This is a genomic window from Candidatus Schekmanbacteria bacterium RIFCSPLOWO2_02_FULL_38_14 (assembly GCA_001790855.1).
GTDB lineage: Bacteria > Schekmanbacteria > GWA2-38-11 > GWA2-38-11 > GWA2-38-11 > 2-02-FULL-38-14-A.
Map to the genome: position 1 here is coordinate 13,530 of MGDH01000015.1, position 17,081 is coordinate 30,610.

Annotated in this window: 15 protein-coding genes, 2 tRNA genes and 1 pseudogene (1 of these 18 only partly in view); 12 read left to right on the plus strand and 6 right to left on the minus strand. The window is 35.8% G+C overall.

Translation table 11 applies throughout. The annotated features are described in order from the left end of the window. The 3 genes and pseudogenes from A3H37_01875 to A3H37_01885 form a co-directional block, all read right to left on the minus strand. A pseudogene (locus tag A3H37_01875) lies at window positions 1-354 on the minus strand (hypothetical protein) (it extends 189 nt beyond the left edge of the window). Between the two features lie 24 nt (window positions 355-378). After that, on the minus strand, window positions 379-1,011 hold the full coding sequence (locus A3H37_01880; protein OGL50580.1) for a hypothetical protein: 633 nt from the start codon (window positions 1,009-1,011) through the stop codon (window positions 379-381). Window positions 1,012-1,390: 379 nt separating this feature from the next. Beyond that, window positions 1,391-1,475 (minus strand) — tRNA-Leu (locus A3H37_01885). A 174-nt stretch (window positions 1,476-1,649) separates the two neighbouring features. Here A3H37_01885 and A3H37_01890 point away from each other — a divergent pair. The 6 genes from A3H37_01890 (at window position 1,650) to A3H37_01915 (ending at window position 8,589) form a co-directional block, all read left to right on the plus strand. Beyond that, a tRNA-Val gene (locus tag A3H37_01890) sits at window positions 1,650-1,721 on the plus strand. Between the two features lie 41 nt (window positions 1,722-1,762). Beyond that, complete coding sequence (locus A3H37_01895; GenBank protein OGL50581.1) at window positions 1,763-3,697, plus strand: threonine--tRNA ligase; 1,935 nt, start codon at window positions 1,763-1,765, stop codon at window positions 3,695-3,697. Next, complete coding sequence (locus tag A3H37_01900) at window positions 3,694-4,206, plus strand: translation initiation factor IF-3 (protein OGL50582.1); 513 nt, start codon at window positions 3,694-3,696, stop codon at window positions 4,204-4,206. Before A3H37_01895 ends, A3H37_01900 begins: the two co-directional genes overlap by 4 nt. Before the next feature lie 124 nt (window positions 4,207-4,330). Beyond that, a complete protein-coding gene (locus tag A3H37_01905) occupies window positions 4,331-6,085 on the plus strand; it encodes a phosphoenolpyruvate--protein phosphotransferase (GenBank protein ID OGL50583.1) in 1,755 nt (584 codons plus the stop codon). Window positions 6,086-6,124: 39 nt separating this feature from the next. Then, window positions 6,125-7,291 carry a methionine adenosyltransferase gene (locus tag A3H37_01910; protein ID OGL50584.1) on the plus strand — a complete coding sequence of 389 codons (1,167 nt, stop codon included), beginning with the start codon at window positions 6,125-6,127 and terminating at the stop codon, window positions 7,289-7,291. A 41-nt stretch (window positions 7,292-7,332) separates the two neighbouring features. Next, window positions 7,333-8,589, plus strand: coding sequence for an adenosylhomocysteinase (locus A3H37_01915; GenBank protein ID OGL50585.1), 1,257 nt, complete (start codon window positions 7,333-7,335; stop codon window positions 8,587-8,589). 121 nt (window positions 8,590-8,710) lie between these two features. Here A3H37_01915 and A3H37_01920 read toward each other — a convergent pair whose 3' ends face one another. Beyond that, entirely contained in the window at window positions 8,711-9,031 is a 321-nt protein-coding gene (locus tag A3H37_01920; GenBank protein ID OGL50586.1) for a thioredoxin, read from the minus strand. A 64-nt stretch (window positions 9,032-9,095) separates the two neighbouring features. Continuing rightward, window positions 9,096-10,139: a hypothetical protein gene (locus tag A3H37_01925; protein OGL50587.1), complete on the minus strand. Its 1,044-nt coding sequence runs from the start codon at window positions 10,137-10,139 to the stop codon at window positions 9,096-9,098. Between the two features lie 463 nt (window positions 10,140-10,602). Here A3H37_01925 and A3H37_01930 point away from each other — a divergent pair, with 463 nt between their 5' ends. Then, complete coding sequence (locus A3H37_01930) at window positions 10,603-11,682, plus strand: hypothetical protein (protein OGL50588.1); 1,080 nt, start codon at window positions 10,603-10,605, stop codon at window positions 11,680-11,682. Between the two features lie 29 nt (window positions 11,683-11,711). On the opposite strand, the gene A3H37_01935 is transcribed toward A3H37_01930, so the two are convergent. After that, window positions 11,712-12,380 (minus strand): hypothetical protein, encoded by a 669-nt coding sequence (locus tag A3H37_01935; GenBank protein OGL50589.1) that lies wholly within the window; start codon window positions 12,378-12,380, stop codon window positions 11,712-11,714. Window positions 12,381-12,557: 177 nt separating this feature from the next. Between A3H37_01935 and A3H37_01940 the strand changes: the two genes are divergently transcribed. The 5 genes from A3H37_01940 to A3H37_01960 all read left to right on the plus strand — a co-directional run bounded on the left by A3H37_01940 (window position 12,558) and on the right by A3H37_01960 (window position 17,068). Next, window positions 12,558-13,262 carry a hypothetical protein gene (locus tag A3H37_01940; GenBank protein OGL50590.1) on the plus strand — a complete coding sequence of 235 codons (705 nt, stop codon included), beginning with the start codon at window positions 12,558-12,560 and terminating at the stop codon, window positions 13,260-13,262. Window positions 13,263-13,578: 316 nt separating this feature from the next. Next, window positions 13,579-14,346, plus strand: coding sequence for a hypothetical protein (locus tag A3H37_01945; GenBank protein ID OGL50591.1), 768 nt, complete (start codon window positions 13,579-13,581; stop codon window positions 14,344-14,346). A 159-nt stretch (window positions 14,347-14,505) separates the two neighbouring features. Then, the gene (locus tag A3H37_01950) at window positions 14,506-15,174 is read left to right on the plus strand and encodes a hypothetical protein (protein OGL50592.1); all 669 of its coding nucleotides are present in this window, start codon (window positions 14,506-14,508) and stop codon (window positions 15,172-15,174) included. Between the two features lie 35 nt (window positions 15,175-15,209). Next, entirely contained in the window at window positions 15,210-16,082 is an 873-nt protein-coding gene (locus A3H37_01955; protein ID OGL50593.1) for a 5,10-methylenetetrahydrofolate reductase, read from the plus strand. Next, window positions 16,079-17,068 carry a peptide ABC transporter ATP-binding protein gene (locus A3H37_01960; protein ID OGL50594.1) on the plus strand — a complete coding sequence of 330 codons (990 nt, stop codon included), beginning with the start codon at window positions 16,079-16,081 and terminating at the stop codon, window positions 17,066-17,068. Before A3H37_01955 ends, A3H37_01960 begins: the two co-directional genes overlap by 4 nt. The last annotated feature ends 13 nt before the right edge of the window (window positions 17,069-17,081 follow it).

Consider the following 17,081-nt stretch of genomic DNA (forward strand, 5'->3'; position numbering starts at 1 on the left):
CTGAACAGTATAGATTTTTGCCTCTCCCTCATAATTTATTCCCCTCACAGCCCTCATAGTTCTATGCGGAGAATATATGCTCAGTGCAACTCTCGAATTTTCCCTGATGTTATCAATCTTTCCTCCCCCCTCAGTCATTATGTAAATTGTCATTCCGTCATTTTTGTAATCAACTGCTGTTGCCCTTGGCACACCTTCTTTATTTACAGTACAAAGAACACAGACATTGTTTAATTTAAGATAATTTACAATTTCATTTTCCAGCTCTTCACGGCTCGGTTTTGCAGGCTCAAGGCCCAATCCCTTCATATAGGAATCAAGAATTTCTTTTTTCAACTCCGGAGTGAGTTCCATTAACAGATCCTCCTTTTCATTAAATCAGTTTATTTCTCTCAAAATCACCCTTGCAGGCGCGCCATCTCCTCCACTAATTTTAAGTGGCAGGCATATAAGCTCATATTCTCCCTGTGAAACTTTTAAAAGATTAATCCCTTCAAGGAGAATGACTCCGTTTCCCAGCAATATATGGTGGGCAGGAGCGCCTGGTATCCCAAAACCCTCAACAGAGAGGTAGTCTATTCCAAGCAGTTTAACTCCTGCTTCTACAATAAATTTAGCTGCCTTATCAGTTATGTAAACAAATTCCTTAAAGAATTTTTTCCTTCTCTCCCAGATTTTAGAGTTTGTTGTCTTGAATAAAACTCTCTCTTTTCCTTCCAAATTCAGTTTATTAATATCTTTTATATTGATTTTCTTCTCAGCATCTATTTCAAATACCCATGCCTTTCCTATAAAAATCCCCAGCGGAATTTCATCCATTTTCTTCCCCTTTTTAAGAAAATGGTAAGGAGCATCTACATGGGTACCGGTATGAGACCCAAATGAAATGCGCGACACATTGCAGGAACTTCCCTTTGAAATCTGGCGGTTTGGTCTTATCTTGACTTTCGGGTCTCTTGGCCATGCATGCATCCCCTCAAAAATAGGAACTGAGATATCGTAAATTTTCATCAGTTTCTTTCAGAAAAGAGTCGAAAATAACTTACCTATTCAGAGGTTGAAGTTAGTTCTGAAAATTTCGCCACTAAGACAGTTCTTAATCATGCTATTTGCTCGCTGTCAATTATAATTTTGAATTCTTGCTTTTCCTTAGAGCTTGTTAAAAGAGAAAATGTTAACTCCTTCAATCCTCTTGCAAAACTTAACGATTTTCAGGAAGCAGGTCGTATATTGTATAAATGAGGCCTAATTAATTTCTGTACAATCAGTAGGTATAAAGCCCCAAATCAGCGGCGCGGTTGTATCGCGTCCGCTGGAGCGATTTATTAAATTGAAGCAATCTGGTACAAGGCAGTTTGATTGATTTGGACTTCCTGAGATATATCTTAATTGCCGAGAGCCGGAATCGAACCGGCACAGAGCTAAGCTCCGAGGGATTTTAAGTCCCTTGCGTCTACCAATTCCGCCATCCCGGCAAGAAATTGTTTCAATGCCTTTTCTTATAGACAATAAAATTAAAAGTCAAATTCTTTTTTATGACCTGCATTAGCAAGTTAAAAACAACAGCGGTTAATAGCAACGTTAAAATGTAATGTTGCAAAAAAATATAGACTTTTTAAAAGTACTTTTGTATATTTCAAAATCTGAATAGGCACGTAGCTCAGCGGTAGAGTGCTGCCTTGACACGGCAGAGGCCAGGGGTTCGACACCCCTCGTGCCTATTAATTAATTTTATGAGGAGAAAAAAGAGAAAATAAATCTTATGAGTCAAGTCCAGATCGCCCTTGAGGATGGCAGAACACACACAGTCTCATCAGGAAAATCAGTAGCAGAAATTCTTTCTTCTATTAATTCAAAATCCTTGGAAAATATCATTGCATGCAAGGTTGATGGTGCCCTTGAGGATTTAAGTTATATAGTTGACAAAAACATATCCTTAGAGACAATTTCAAAAAACTCTCAGGAAGGCCTTGAAATCCTGCGCCACAGCACTTCCCATATAATGGCTCAGGCGGTTAAGGAACTTTACCCTGAAACCAAAGTCGCAATTGGTCCGGCAATAGAAAACGGATTCTACTACGACTTTGACAGAACTACCCCTTTCACTCCACAGGACCTTGAAAAAATAGAAAATAAAATGGAAGAAATAATCAGGTCAGGTTCTGCGTTCAAAAAAAATATATTTAAAAAAGAAAATGCAATAAAATATTTCCAGTCAAAAGGTGAAATCTATAAGGTTGAGCTTTTGGAAGAAATTCCTCAGGGAGAGGTTACTGTTTATGAGCAGGGAAGTTTCACAGACCTTTGCCGCGGGCCCCACATTCCTAAAACCTCATTTGTTTCCTCATTCAAACTTCTCAGTGTAGCCGGAGCCTACTGGCGGGGCAATGAAAAAAAACAGATGCTTCAGAGAATCTACGGAATATCCTTTTTTGATTCCTCAGAGCTTGAAAACTATTTAAAAAACTTAGAAGAAGCAAGAAAAAGAGACCACAGAAAGATTGGAAAAGAGCTTGAACTCTTCAGCATTCATGATGAAATTGGGCCTGGTCTGGTTGTATATCACCCAAAAGGTGCAATGCTCAGAACAATGCTTGAAGATTTTGAAAAAAAAGAGCACCTGAAAAGAGGATATCAGATAGTAATTGGTCCGACTCTTTTAAAATTAGACCTATGGAAACAATCAGGGCATTATGACAACTACCGTGAGATGATGTATTTCACAGAAATAGAAGGACAAACTTACGGAATAAAACCTATGAACTGTATTTCCCATATGCTGATATACAAGAGCAAGACAAGGAGCTATCGTGACCTACCTTTAAGGTTTTTTGAACTTGGAACTGTTCACCGCCATGAAAAATCCGGTGTCCTTCATGGGTTGCTTAGAGTAAGAGGGTTCACACAGGACGATGCTCACATACTTTGTACTCCTGAACAACTTCAGGATGAAATCTCAGGAATTATTGACTTTGTTGATTATGTGATGAGAATATTTAAATTTGAATATATATTAGAATTAAGCACAAAACCTGAAAAATCCATTGGCAGTGATGAGGATTGGAAAAGAGCTACCAATGCTCTGGTTTCTGCCCTTAATAAAAGAGGGCTAGGATTTGAGACATGTGTTGGAGAGGGAGCATTTTATGGCCCTAAAATAGATATAAAACTTAAAGATATACTTGGAAGACTATGGCAGTGTGCAACAATCCAGTGTGATTTTGCTCTTCCTGAAAGATTTGACCTCTCCTACACAGACCACGATGGAAAACCATACAGGCCTGTAATGCTCCATCGTGTAATACTGGGTTCAATGGAAAGATTCCTTGGGATTTTAATAGAACATTTTGCTGGAGCTTTCCCAACCTGGCTTGCTCCGGTTCAGTCAAGAATATTGACAATTACCAACAAAGTAGACCAGTATGGAGAGAAAATAAAAAGTTTGCTAATCAATGAAGGAATCCGTTGCGAATTTGATTCAAGAAATGAAAAAATTTCATTCAAAATCAGAGAAGCACAGCTTCAGAAAATTCCTTATTTTCTTATAGTAGGAAAAAGGGAGGAAAAAGAAGAAACAGTTTCAGTAAGGCTTAGAGACGGAAGAGACTTAGGTTCTACCCCCATTTCAGAAGTAATCAGAATGATTAATAACGATATTACTTCAAAGAAACTATTACCAGGAGGTGATATAGTATAATCAAAAGAGTAAGAGTCAATGAGAAAATAATTGCTAAGGAGATAAGAGTAATTTCATCATCAGGTGAGCAGCTTGGAATCCTTACACCTGCTGAAGCATTAAAAATTGCCCAAAACGAAGGGTTAGACCTTGTAGAAATAGCTCCATCAGCAAACCCTTCTGTATGCAAAGTTATGGACTATGGTAAATTTTTATTTCAGCAGAAAAAGAAATCACACGATTCAAGAAAGAAACAAAAGATTTTCCATGTCAAAGAGGTAAAGTTAAGGCCTAAAACAGAAAAACACGATATCGAATTTAAAACAAAGCATATAGAAAGATTTCTGAAGTTAGGTGATAAGGCAAAGGTTATAGTAATGTTCCATGGAAGAGAGTTGGCTTACACCAATATTGGAAGAGAAATACTTGGGAAAATAGCAGACGCTGTAAAGGAACTTGGTGTAATTGAGCAACCTCCAAGGCTTGAAGGAAGTAACATGACTATGATTCTGAGCCCAAAACATAACTAAAGAAAAGATAACTGGATAATATAAATAGTTTGGTTCTTTAATAGTCTAATTTCTTATCATCTTCAGGTTTCTAACGAGAATAAACTAATTATTTGCCAATGATCTTTTAGAGCAACCAGGACAAATGATTCAAAAAGCATTTAAAGGCATAGGTGTTTCTCCAGGAATAGTAATCGGAAAGGCTTATCTCCTAAACCGTGAAATTGAATCAATTCCGAAGTATAGGCTTGGAGAACACGAGAAAGAAAAAGAAATTCAGCGTTTTAAAGAAGCAATCAATCTTTCAATCAGTCAGATTAAAAGCATCAAGGAACGTCTTTCCAAGGCTCTCGGGCAGGAACATGTCTACATTTTTGATGCCAAAATATTGATGCTTCAGGACGAAACGCTTCATAAAAAGGTTACAGAAAACATAATGCATAAGAAAATGAATGCAGAGTGGGCTCTTTCAGAATCTATCGGGGATCTGGTCAATATTTTTTCTAGCTTTGATGATGAATATTTAAAAGAACGAAGAACTGATATTGATAATCTTGGTAAAAGGATACTTGCAAACCTTATGGGACATGAACATGAAAGTATATCAGACATTAAAGAAAAGGTTATAGTTATTGCTCATGACCTTGCCCCTTCAGACACAGCCCAGATGCAGAAAGACAAGGTAACTGCCTTTGCCACTGATATTGGTGGTAAAACCTCGCATACAGCTATTATGGCAAGATGCCTGGAAATCCCTGCTGTCGTAGGTTTGGAAAATATAACTAACTATGCTAAAAACGGAGATAATATTATTGTTGACGGAAACTCTGGAGAAGTTCTGATAAATCCGGATGAGCACACATATCAAACCTATTTAGAAAGGCAAATTGAATTTAATGTTTTTCAGCAGGACCTTTATAAGTTAAAGGATTTACCTGCAGTGACTTTGGATGGTCAAAGAATAAACATAACTGCTAATATCGAACTGTCAAAAGAAATTGATGCTGTTACAGACCATGGTGCTGATGGAATAGGGTTGTACAGAACGGAATTTTTATATTTAAACCGAAAAACTCTTCCTTCTGAAGAAGAACAGTTTGAAAACTACAGAGTTGTTGCAAAAAAAATTGCACCACTTCCTGCTATTCTTCGCACTCTTGACTTAGGAGGCGACAAATTCCTTTCCCACTTGGACCTTGCAGAAGAAATGAATCCTGCTATGGGTCTCAGGGCTATAAGGTTCTGCCTTGACCAACCATGGATTTTCAAAACTCAGCTAAGAGCAATTTTGAGGGCAAGTATTTATGGCAACCTGAAAATAATGTATCCTATGATTTCTGGAATCAATGAATTAACAAAAGCCAATTCAATACTTGAAGAGTGCAAAAAAGAATTAAGGAAAGAAGGAAAACCGTTCAACGAAAACATTCCGGTTGGAATAATGATTGAAGTCCCAACCGCTGCCCTGACTGCAGATATTCTTGCAAAAGAAGTCGATTTTTTCAGTATTGGAACAAATGACCTGATCCAGTATTCACTCGCTATTGACCGCGTAAATGAAAAAGTAGCATATCTTTACGACCCGCTTCATCCTGCAATTTTAAGATTAATAAAAAATGTAATAGATTCAGCAAAAGAAGAAAGCATCCCAACCTGTCTATGCGGTGAAATGGGAGGTGAAACATTATATAGTTTAATCCTTATTGGCTTAGGTATTGATGAACTAAGCATGAATCCAAGCTCTATCTTAACCATAAAAAAAATGATAAGAGCTATTACTTTAGAAGAAGCAAAAAGAATTGCAAACCATGCTCTTACCCTAAAAACTTCAAAGGAGATAGAAGACTATGTGAAAAAGGAAATAAAAAATAAATTTCACAACAAGTTCATATTCAACTAAATCAACAAATAACTACAACTTTTTTAGAGGAGTTCTACTGTGAGCAGAAAAGATTTTTTATTTACGTCAGAATCTGTAACAGAAGGGCATCCAGATAAAATAGCAGATCAGATATCTGATGCTGTTTTAGATGCTGTTATCAGTCAAGATCCTAATTCAAGGGTTGCCTGCGAAACTATGGTAACCACTGGAATGGTAGTTATAGCAGGAGAAATAACTACAAAAGCAATTATAGACATTCCTAAAACAGCAAGGGAAACTATCAGGGAGATAGGATATACAAGGGCTAAATACGGATTTGACTGCGAAACATGTGCAGTTCTTACCTCGATTGATAAGCAGTCACCTGATATAGCTCAGGGAGTAGATGCATCAGACGCCAAACCTCAGGGAGCAGGTGACCAGGGACTTATGTTCGGATATGCCTGCGATGAAACACCCGAGCTTATGCCAATGCCAATATCACTCGCACATAAGCTGGCTCTGAAATTATCAGAAATGAGAAAAAACAATGTATTAAATTACCTCAGGCCAGACGGAAAAACACAGGTAACAGTGGAATATGTTGATGGAATGCCTGCAAGGATTGATACGGTAATAGTATCTTCACAGCACGGTCCTGATATCACTCCAAAAGAAATGAAAGCAGATATTATTGAAAAAATAATAAAACCTGTTATGCCTAAAGGGCTTTTCAATGAGAATGATGCGACAATTTACATAAATCCAACCGGAAGATTCGTAGTTGGCGGGCCTATGGGCGACTGCGGGTTAACAGGAAGAAAAATAATCGTTGATACTTATGGGGGGGTTGGAAGCCATGGTGGCGGAGCTTTTTCCGGAAAGGACCCATCCAAGGTTGACAGGTCTGCTTCCTATATGGCAAGGCATATTGCAAAAAACATTGTAGCTTCAGGTGTTGCAAAAAAATGTGAAGTACAGTTGGCATATGCAATAGGAATTGCTGAGCCTGTTTCCATTATGATTGATACATTCAATACCGGAAAAATTTCTCTTGCTGAACTTAGAAAAATTGTAAGAGATACTTTTGACTTAACTCCATCAGGTATAATTAAATACCTTGATTTAAAACGTCCTATTTATAAAAAGACTGCTGCTTATGGACATTTTGGAAGAAATGAACCTGAGTTTACATGGGAAAAAATAAATAAGGCTGAAGAAATAAGGAAGGCAGCGGGATTCTAACGTAAAAGCATAAATCAAAATAAGTAAAAAGGAGTAAATTAGTGAATTATGATGTCAAAGATTTAGGACTTTCCAAAATTGGAAAGCTTCGCATTGAGTGGGCAAATCAGGAAATGCCGGTACTGAATCTCATTAAAAAAAGATTTGAAAAAGAAAAACCCCTTAAAGGTCTGAGATTAGGCGCATGCCTGCACGTTACAACAGAAACAGCAAACCTAATGATAACTCTGAAAGCAGGCGGGGCATCTGTTGCAGTATGTGCCTCAAACCCATTAAGCACGCAGGATGATGTGGCAGCATCGCTTGTAAGGGATTTCAACATACCTGCTTTCGCCATAAAAGGTGAAGACAATAAAACATATTATAAACATATAAACAGCATCCTTGGCTTCAACCCACATATTACAATGGATGATGGAGCTGATTTGGTGTCAGAGGTACATACAAAAAGAAAAGATTTGGCAAAAAATATTATTGGAGGAACAGAGGAAACCACTACAGGAGTAATAAGATTAAGAAGCATGGCTGAAAAAGGAGTCTTAATGTTTCCTGTTATTTCAGTAAATGATGCAAATACCAAGCACTTTTTTGATAACAGATATGGAACAGGTCAGAGTACAATCGATGGTATTATGCGTGCTACAAATAGGATGATAGCAGGCTCACGTTTCGTTGTCTGTGGCTATGGATGGTGCGGTCGTGGAGTTGCAATGCGGGCAAATGGCATGGGTGCAAGAGTAATTGTAACTGAAGTAAACCCATTAAAAGCCATTGAAGCAGTTATGGATGGTTATGATGTTATGCCGATCGCGGAGGCTGCAAAGATTGGTGACTTTTTTGTTACTCTTACCGGAGATATAAATGTAATTAGAAAAGAACATTTCCCAAAAATGAAGGATGGGGCAATTGTTGCAAACTCCGGACATTTTAATGTTGAAATTGATCTGAAAGGACTTAACCATCTGGCAAAGAAAAAAAGAATAGTCAGAGAATTTGTTGAGGAATACACATTAAAAGATGGCAGAAAAATAAATGTTCTTGGAGAAGGGAGATTAATCAATTTAGCCTCCGCAGAGGGACATCCTTCAAGTGTTATGGATATGAGCTTCGCCAATCAGTCTTTGGGAGCAGAATATCTCGCAAAAAACAGTAAGAACCTGCAACGTCAGGTTTATAAAATACCTGAGAAAATTGACGCTGAGATTGCACGACTTAAATTAAAATCAATGGAAATCAAAATAGATAATCTGACAAAAGAACAGCAACATTACCTCTCCTCTTGGGAAATGGGAACCTGATAACAAAGATTAGAGCTAAAATTACTAAGCAAGTATAAAAGGGTTCAAGTATATTAAAAAATAATTTAATGCTTGAACCCTTTTATTTTATTAATTGTTTTTCCAAGAATTTTTCATATTATCAGGCTTTATCGATCATTGCCTTTATCTGGACTTTGCTTTGTGCACCAATGAGATGATCCACAACTGCACCACCTTTAAAAAGCATAAGCGTGGGAATACTCATAACCTTATATTTGGAAGCAATAGAGGGATTATCATCAACATTTAACTTTCCAACCTTAACTTTACCTGAATATTCTTCAGAAATTTCCTCAACTACAGGTGCTACCATTCTACATGGTCCACACCAGGTAGCCCAAAAGTCAACCAGTACCGGAATATCCGATTTCAAAACCTCTTGTTCAAAGTTTTTTTCAGTAATTTCAATCTCTCTTCCCATTTATCCTCCTTTATCAACAAACTATCCCGTAACAGAGATTTGAGGAATTCTTTTGATTGTAGAATTAAGAAAATATTTTTTTATTCTCCTTAACCCATTCTACTAACTTTAATACGCCTTTTTTGGGTTCAATCTCTGGTTTCCAGCCAAGTTCCCTTCTTGCTTTAGAAATATCTGAAATATACACTTTTTGATCGCTTGGCCTCCAATCTCCAAATTCTAATAAACTTCTTTTTCCTGTGGTTTTTTCTAATATATCCAGAAGTTCTAAAAGTGAAAGGGTTTTGGTATATCCGCCACCAGTATTAAAAACCCCGCATTGAATATCACTTTTTAAAAACGCCTCATATGCCCTGATAAGATCAGTTACAAACAAAACATCTCTGACCTGTTTCCCATCCCCATATATTCTGATTGGATTATTCATCATAGTAGCTATTGCAAACCACGAAACCCATCCCTGGTCTTCAACTCCAAACTGCCTTGTTCCGTATATGCATGACATTCTAAAAACACCAATTTTCAATTCATACTGGTGAGAGAAATCCTGCATATAGATATCACCGGTAAGTTTAGAACAGCCATATGGTGTATGCTCACAGAGGTCTATTGAAAAACTTTCAGGGATTCCAAATTTATACTTATCATCAAATCTGTATCTTGTCTTTTCTTCAAAAACTTTTATTTTATTAACATTGTGACCATAAACTTTGTTTGTAGAGCAATAAACTATTGATGGTCTTTTTTTTAATCTTCTTGCTACTTCCAATACATTAAATGTACCCGCCGCATTTACAGAAAAATCAGGTTCAGGATTTACTACGGATGTTGTTACTGCTGTTTGGGCTGCTGCATGAATTATTATCTCAGCATCTGATGCAGCTCTTTTTAAACTTTCAAAACTCCTGACATCCCCTTTTACCAGTTTTATTTTTTTTAATGATTTTAAATAATTCCAGTTAAACCTTGCATTTCTCTCATCTTTTCCAAGCAATTCAGCCCTTGAAAGATTATCAAAAACAACGACATCATAGCCGTTTTTTGAAAAATATTCTGCTGCATGACTTCCTATGAATCCCGCCCCTCCGGTAATTAAAATTTTACTCATTATTATTTTATTACCTCAGATTAAAAATGTGAACTTGTTGCAGTAAAGATTTTTTTTCATAATAATTTTTTTGTATATATGTCAAGCTATTTATAATTTGATGCTGCCTCCAATTTCACGCAAAAGAAACTGTAACATGATACTTGGGAAGGAAAAAATAAACCCCTTCACCTTTCCTGAACACCTTCTCAATGGAGGCAACATTACTTTCTATGTTTCATTTTATAATTTACATTTTCTAAATCTTAAAATTTAAACCTTCAACAAAACTATTCCTTTTCAATAGATTGATTTATAAGAACATTGCTTTTAGCTTTTTACAATTATTAATAACAACTCCTGCCTAAAACTAAAATATTTTTCTTTCCTTGACATTCTTAGATTAAATGACTTATCTATATCAAAATTTTATGCTAACCGTACAAGATAATAAGCATAAAAATTATTTTAATCTATAAAATCTATGGATACCAAGAAGTTAAAGGTTGACTTACAGTTTTATGGTGTGAAGATAGGTAACCTTCAGGAAAAAATAAGGGCTACGGGGGCAGGACCTGCTTCAAATATAACTTTTTCAATCGAAGAAATTCCAATTAATGCCCCTGTAACAGAATTTCTGACTGAATCTTCACCTTATGAAATAAAAAAAGACTCTGAAATCTTTAAACTTTTCAAATCAGATGAATATATTACTGATATCCTATTCCCAAAAACTCCTAATTTTTATAATCAGAAAACTGCAAAAGGAGTTCCCTATTACAAAATAGCCCTTTTTCACGGATGCAAATGCATTGCCACTACTGTTTTTCAGAAGTGTGATTTATGGAGAGAAGGCTTGCAATGCAAATTCTGCGCAATTGAGTTCTCTTTAGAAAATAATAGTACTATCCCTGTTAAATTGCCTGAAGACCTTGCTGAAGTTGCATGGTATGCAAAAACTTATGATGACATTAGTTTTTTTACACTAACAACTGGCTCTTCAAAAAATCCTGAAGGGCTTACCAAACATCTTTGCAATTGTATAAAAGCAATAAAAATAAAGTCAGGTATTCCTATTCACATACAGGTATCTCCAAATGGAAATATCAAAAGTATTAAGGACCTATACGATGCAGGGGCTGACACAATTGGAATCCACATAGAAAGTTTTGATAAGAAAGTAAGAAGCGAAATACTTCCCGGAAAAAACAGGATTGATATTGAAACCTACAAAATATTCTGGAAAGAAGCTGTAAATGTATTTGGAAGAAATCAGGTTAGCAGTTTCATAGTAACAGGAATCGGAGAAAGCACAGACTCAATTTTAGAAGGAAGCAAAATGCTTTGTGAAATGGGAGTCTATCCTTATATTGTCCCACTTCATCCGGTTCCAAATACCCCTTTAAGTTTTAAAAGATCAATTGACCCTGATAAACTAACTGAGATATATGAAAGTGTCAGCAGACTATTAAAAGAAAACAATCTTTCATGGCAAAATTCTCTTGCAGGATGTGTTCGGTGCCGTTCATGCTCGGCACTACCAGAATTTGAAGATATTACCTGATCTTATTAATTTCTCAATTTTTACTTATTTTACTCAACCACGTTGAGAATTCCGCTGAGAGTTGTAAAAGATCGACCTCTATATCTCTGCCGCATCCCTGTAATTTTAAATGACCATGTATACACACCAACTTCTTTCTCGATTGTCCCAAGTTCACTTTCAAAGCCACTAAAGAGTACAGCGAAATGGATAGAAAACATCTTACCAGAGGCAGTAAAGGCATCAGTAGCAAACATTGTACCTGATACAGTGGTACCAGCAGAATCTGTACCGCTAAAAATAAAATCATTATCTACTACTGATACTTTTATAAACTTCTTTCCCATTCTATCAACCTTTATTTTAATCCTGCCAGAGAGTTCTAATGACCTTTTGTCGTTTCCTGTCCCATTAATTGAAAATACTACCTTAGCTTCTTTAGTTTTAGGTATCTTTCCAAGCTTTGAATAGGAAAATGTAAAAGTTGGTCTTTCCCCTACTTTCTGGTTAAGTACTAAACCACTAATCTCACCACCGCTTGGTTGGCTCAAATCAAGAACACTATTTTCCATCTTCAATTCCTTTAAAATGAATTCCTTATTCCTTTCTGAAGCATCTGTTTCAAGATTATAATATTTTGCAGAACTCATTGTTAGAAACAGCACACACAGGGGTGCTATAGCAAAAATACTCAATAGTACTAATCTCTTTTTCCTCATTTCAGCACTCCTCTAAAAATTGGGATACTCCTCGCATCAACTGCTTTGCAGAGCAGATACTGCTATTTCATTTTTAAAAAATGGATGTCCTTCTTGACAAACCCATGGGATTCAAATAATTACACTTCATTAAATTTATAAGTCAATAATATTTTTATGTATCCAAGTTTGTTAGCTATGAAAATCACTAAAATAAACCCTTATGGCCTCCAGCTCGTAACAGAAATACCTTTGACCATTAATAGAAGCGAAATCTATCGCCTCTCAGGAGTCAAGGGTGAAAACAAAAAACTCACGCCCAAGCTCGAAGAAATCATTGATGATAAAATTGCTCAGGCTCAACATCTGATAAATCCTAAAGCACTATATGTTATTAAAGATGTTGCAGAGGTAGAAGAAGAAAAAATTTCATTTCAAGATAAAAACTATCTCAATGTAAAATCTTTCAGAAAGTTTATATCCTCTATCAAAAAAATGGCTATTGCTCTTTGTACTCTTGGGAAATCCATAGATGAAGAGGTTACAATACTTAATGATAAAGGTTCTTATACAGAGGCACTAATCCTTGACGCGATTGGCTCAGTTGCTGTTGAAGATATTGCAAATAAGATTAACTTTCTCATTTGTGAAAAAGCTAATAAATTCGGATTACATACAAGCCAGCGCTTCAGCCCAGGATATGGAAACTTCGAACTTAGTGAGCAGGAAAATATTTTTAATATTATAAATGCTAAAAAAATAAATGTAAGTCTCACAAACTCTTTTATGATGGTTCCTAAAAAATCTGTTTCATTTTGTGTATATTTGGGAAAATTGAAAGAGCACATACCTAAACAATGTACTATTTGCGGCTTAACCGACTGTCAGTTCAAAAGATATTAAGCATTTAATTAACCAATCGAATCAGATTTGTATCAAACATTGGATTAATTCCAATACTATATTAAAAATTGACCTGTTATCTTCTTGATTTATATCTAAGATTTCTTATGATTCGCAACCATTTCCCTTCAGGTATCCCATCAGGAGCGTAAAATACATAAAGAAATTATCCTGAAAAGTCTTTTTGCGTCTAACTTTTTCAATCTATAATATTTAAATACTACCGATTGGTGTAATCAGAGTAATTAATCTTTAACAGTAGACAGAAATCTCTTTTACCCTTTACTTTTAAAAAATTACTTTATATTAAAAAAGTATGATTGATATTCATTGTCATATAATACCTGAAATCGATGACGGACCTAATAGTATAGAAGAATCCCTTGCAATGGCAGATATTGCAGAAAACGATGGGATAAAAACTATAGTGGCAACCCCACATTTTCTTGAAGGGTTATATCAACCTACTTCATATTATATTCTAAACAAAATTAGAAACTTAAACAATTATCTTGCTAGCAACAACATAAACTTAAAAATAATTTCAGGTGCTGACCTTCATATTTCCCATGAAATTGTTGAGAGAATAAAATCAAATGAATTTCTTACCATAAATGGTACAAGATACGTACTCATTGAACTACCATCACAATTTCTCCACGATAAAATAAAAGAACTTCTAAGAAAAATGATTAATAATTCTTTAATACCTATAATAAGTCATCCAGAAAGAAATTATCTTTTCCAACGCTCTCCAAATCTTCTCTATGACTATATAAAAGATGGTGCTTTAGCGCAAGTAACTGCCATGAGCATAACAGGGGATTTCGGATATGAGGCAAAGAGAACAGCAAAAAAAATGATAATTAACCGCCTTGTTCAGATTATTGCCTCCGATGCTCATTCTAAGGAATCAAGGCCACCAATTCTTTCTAAAGCCCTTAATGCCGTCTCCAAAATACTTTCCCCTGATGAAGCCTATGATATGGTTCAAACAATACCAGAAGCTGTTATAAATGACCATAAGGTTTATACTTCCCCCCCTGAAAAAGTTAAAAACCTTTTCTCTTTATTTGTACGTTAAATAGTTTAAACTATAAAATTGACTTATTGTCAATCAGGCCACAATTTGTGCATAAACAGCTTGAATTTACAAATAAAATAATCTATTCAGTTTTTAGTTGCAAAAAGCTGTTAAGTTGAAGTAATGTTGTTAAAATTAAAATCTCAAGAAGGAGATTTGATGATTGTTGGAGAAAGAAAGCCAATCAAAGAAATCCTTGAAATGATAGAAGGATATGAAAGAATTCTTATTGTCGGTTGTGGTACATGCGTAGCAGTGTGCTTTGCAGGAGGAGAAAAGCAGGTAAAAATTCTGGCTTCTGCTTTAAGAATATCAAGAAAACTTAATGGCAAGAAAATAACCATCGAAGAAATAACTGTAGAAAGGCAATGTGAAAAAGAATTTGTTAATGAGTTAAAAAAACTCATCTCCTCAAGTGACGTTATTATATCTCTTGCATGCGGAATTGGAGCTCAGACTTTAACCGAACTCTTTCCAGAAAAAATAACCTTTCCGGGATTAAACACAACATTTATAGGAGCGCCTGTTGAACATGGAATCTGGGCAGAAAGGTGCAGGTCATGCGGAGATTGTATTTTAGACTTAACCGGAGGTATTTGCCCGATTTCAAGATGTTCAAAAAGCCTTTTAAATGGTCCATGCGGCGGAAGTAAAAATAGTAAATGTGAAGTTAATCCAGATATTGATTGCGCATGGCAATTAATTTATAAGAGGTTAAAGCTTATTGGTAAAATTAATCTCATGACAGAAATAATTCCTCCAAAGAAAAGATCTGTAATTGATAATGGTATACCAAGAAAAATAATCAGAGAAGATATAATGATATAATTCCATACATTATCTTAAATCTTATTTTCCATTTGATGAGCTTAAAAAATCTTTTTGAAAAAGGGAAATTCGTTCTAACGGCTGAAGTGGAGCCACCAAAAGGAACTGATGTTTCAAAAATTTTTGAAATATCAGAATCTTTAAGAGGCAAAGTTGACGGATTAAACATTACCGACCAACAGAGCGCTGTAATGCGTCTTGGCTCACTTGCGTCATGCCATCTTCTAATAGAAAAGGGATTTGAAGTCATCTTTCAGGTCACCTGTCGTGACAGGAATTGCATAGCCCTTCAATCAGACCTTTTGAGCGCCTCTGTACTTGGTATAGAGAATGTCCTTATTCTTACAGGTGACCACCCACAGTTAGGAGACCATCCTGATTCTAAACCAGTTTTCGACCTTGATTCTGTCCAGCTTCTTCAGATTGCAAAAACCCTTGAAGGAGGGCACGACTTCGTAGGAAACAAATTGATGAAAGAACCAAATTTTTTTTTAGGAGCAGCCATCAATCCTGGGGCAGACCCGATAGAACCTGAAATTATCAAAGCTGAAAAAAAAGTAAAAGCAGGTGCCTCATTTTTTCAAACCCAAGCTATATACGACTCTGAAAAATTTAAACAATTCATTGAAAAAACAAAACACCTCAATGTCTTTATAATGGCAGGAATTGTTCTTTTGAAATCTGCTAAAATGGCTCGATATATGAATGAAAAAATAGCTGGCGTATGTGTCTCTGATGATATCATTGAACGTATGGAAAAAGCAGATGATAAACGAAAGGAATGTATTGAAATTTCAGTATCCATAATCAAAGGAATTCAAGACTTCTGCCACGGTATTCATTTCATGGCGCTTGGGTGGGAAGACCTAATACCTGAAATCATAAAAAGATTAAATCTTGGCAAATGAAAGAAGAAATTCTTTTAAAAACTGAAAATCTTAAAACCCACTTCATAACAAACAGTGGAACTATTAAGGCTGTTGATGGAGTCAATATTGAAGTTAAAAGAGGAGAGACATTAGGACTTGTAGGAGAATCAGGCTGTGGTAAAAGTGTTACAGCCCTTTCTATTCTACGATTAATTCCAAGCCCTCCAGGAAAAATTGTAAGCGGTAAGATTTATTTTGAAGGCAAAAACCTCTTAGAACTTGAAAATAAAGAAATGAGAAAAATCAGAGGAAATAAAATATCTATGGTCTTTCAGGAGCCGATGACTTCTCTAAATCCGGTCTTTACCATTGGAAATCAGATAGCAGAAGTAATCATACTACATCAAAAACTGAAAAAAAAAGATGCTTATCAAAAAACTATTGAGATGTTAAAAAAAGTAGGTATTCCTTCTCCTGAACAACGTATCAAGGAATATCCTCATCAGATGAGTGGAGGAATGCGGCAGAGGGTTATGATAGCCATGGCACTTTCCTGCAATCCTGAACTTCTCCTTGCAGATGAACCAACAACAGCTCTTGATGTTACAATTCAAGCCCAAATCCTTGAGCTAATAAGCAAACTTAAAAGCGATTTTGGGATGTCTGTTCTTTTAATCACTCATGACTTGGGTGTTGTTGCTGAAGTCTGCCAGAGTGTTGCTATCATGTATGCAGGAAGAATTGTGGAATATGCTGATGTTTATACAATATTCGAAAATCCGTTGCATCCCTATACCAGAGGACTATTAGTATCAGTTAAAAAAGAAGGTAATAATGGAAAAATAAGGGGAAGGCTTTCTACAATTCCAGGAACTGTTCCCAGTCCATTGGACTTGCCAAAGGGATGTAAATTTGCCCCTCGATGTCCGATTGCTGAGCCTGAGCATTTTGAAGAAGAACCACCCTTAGAAGAAATTAATCCAGGGCATCTTGTGGCATGTTTTAAGGCTAAGATAAAATTATAAATCTGCCAGCTTT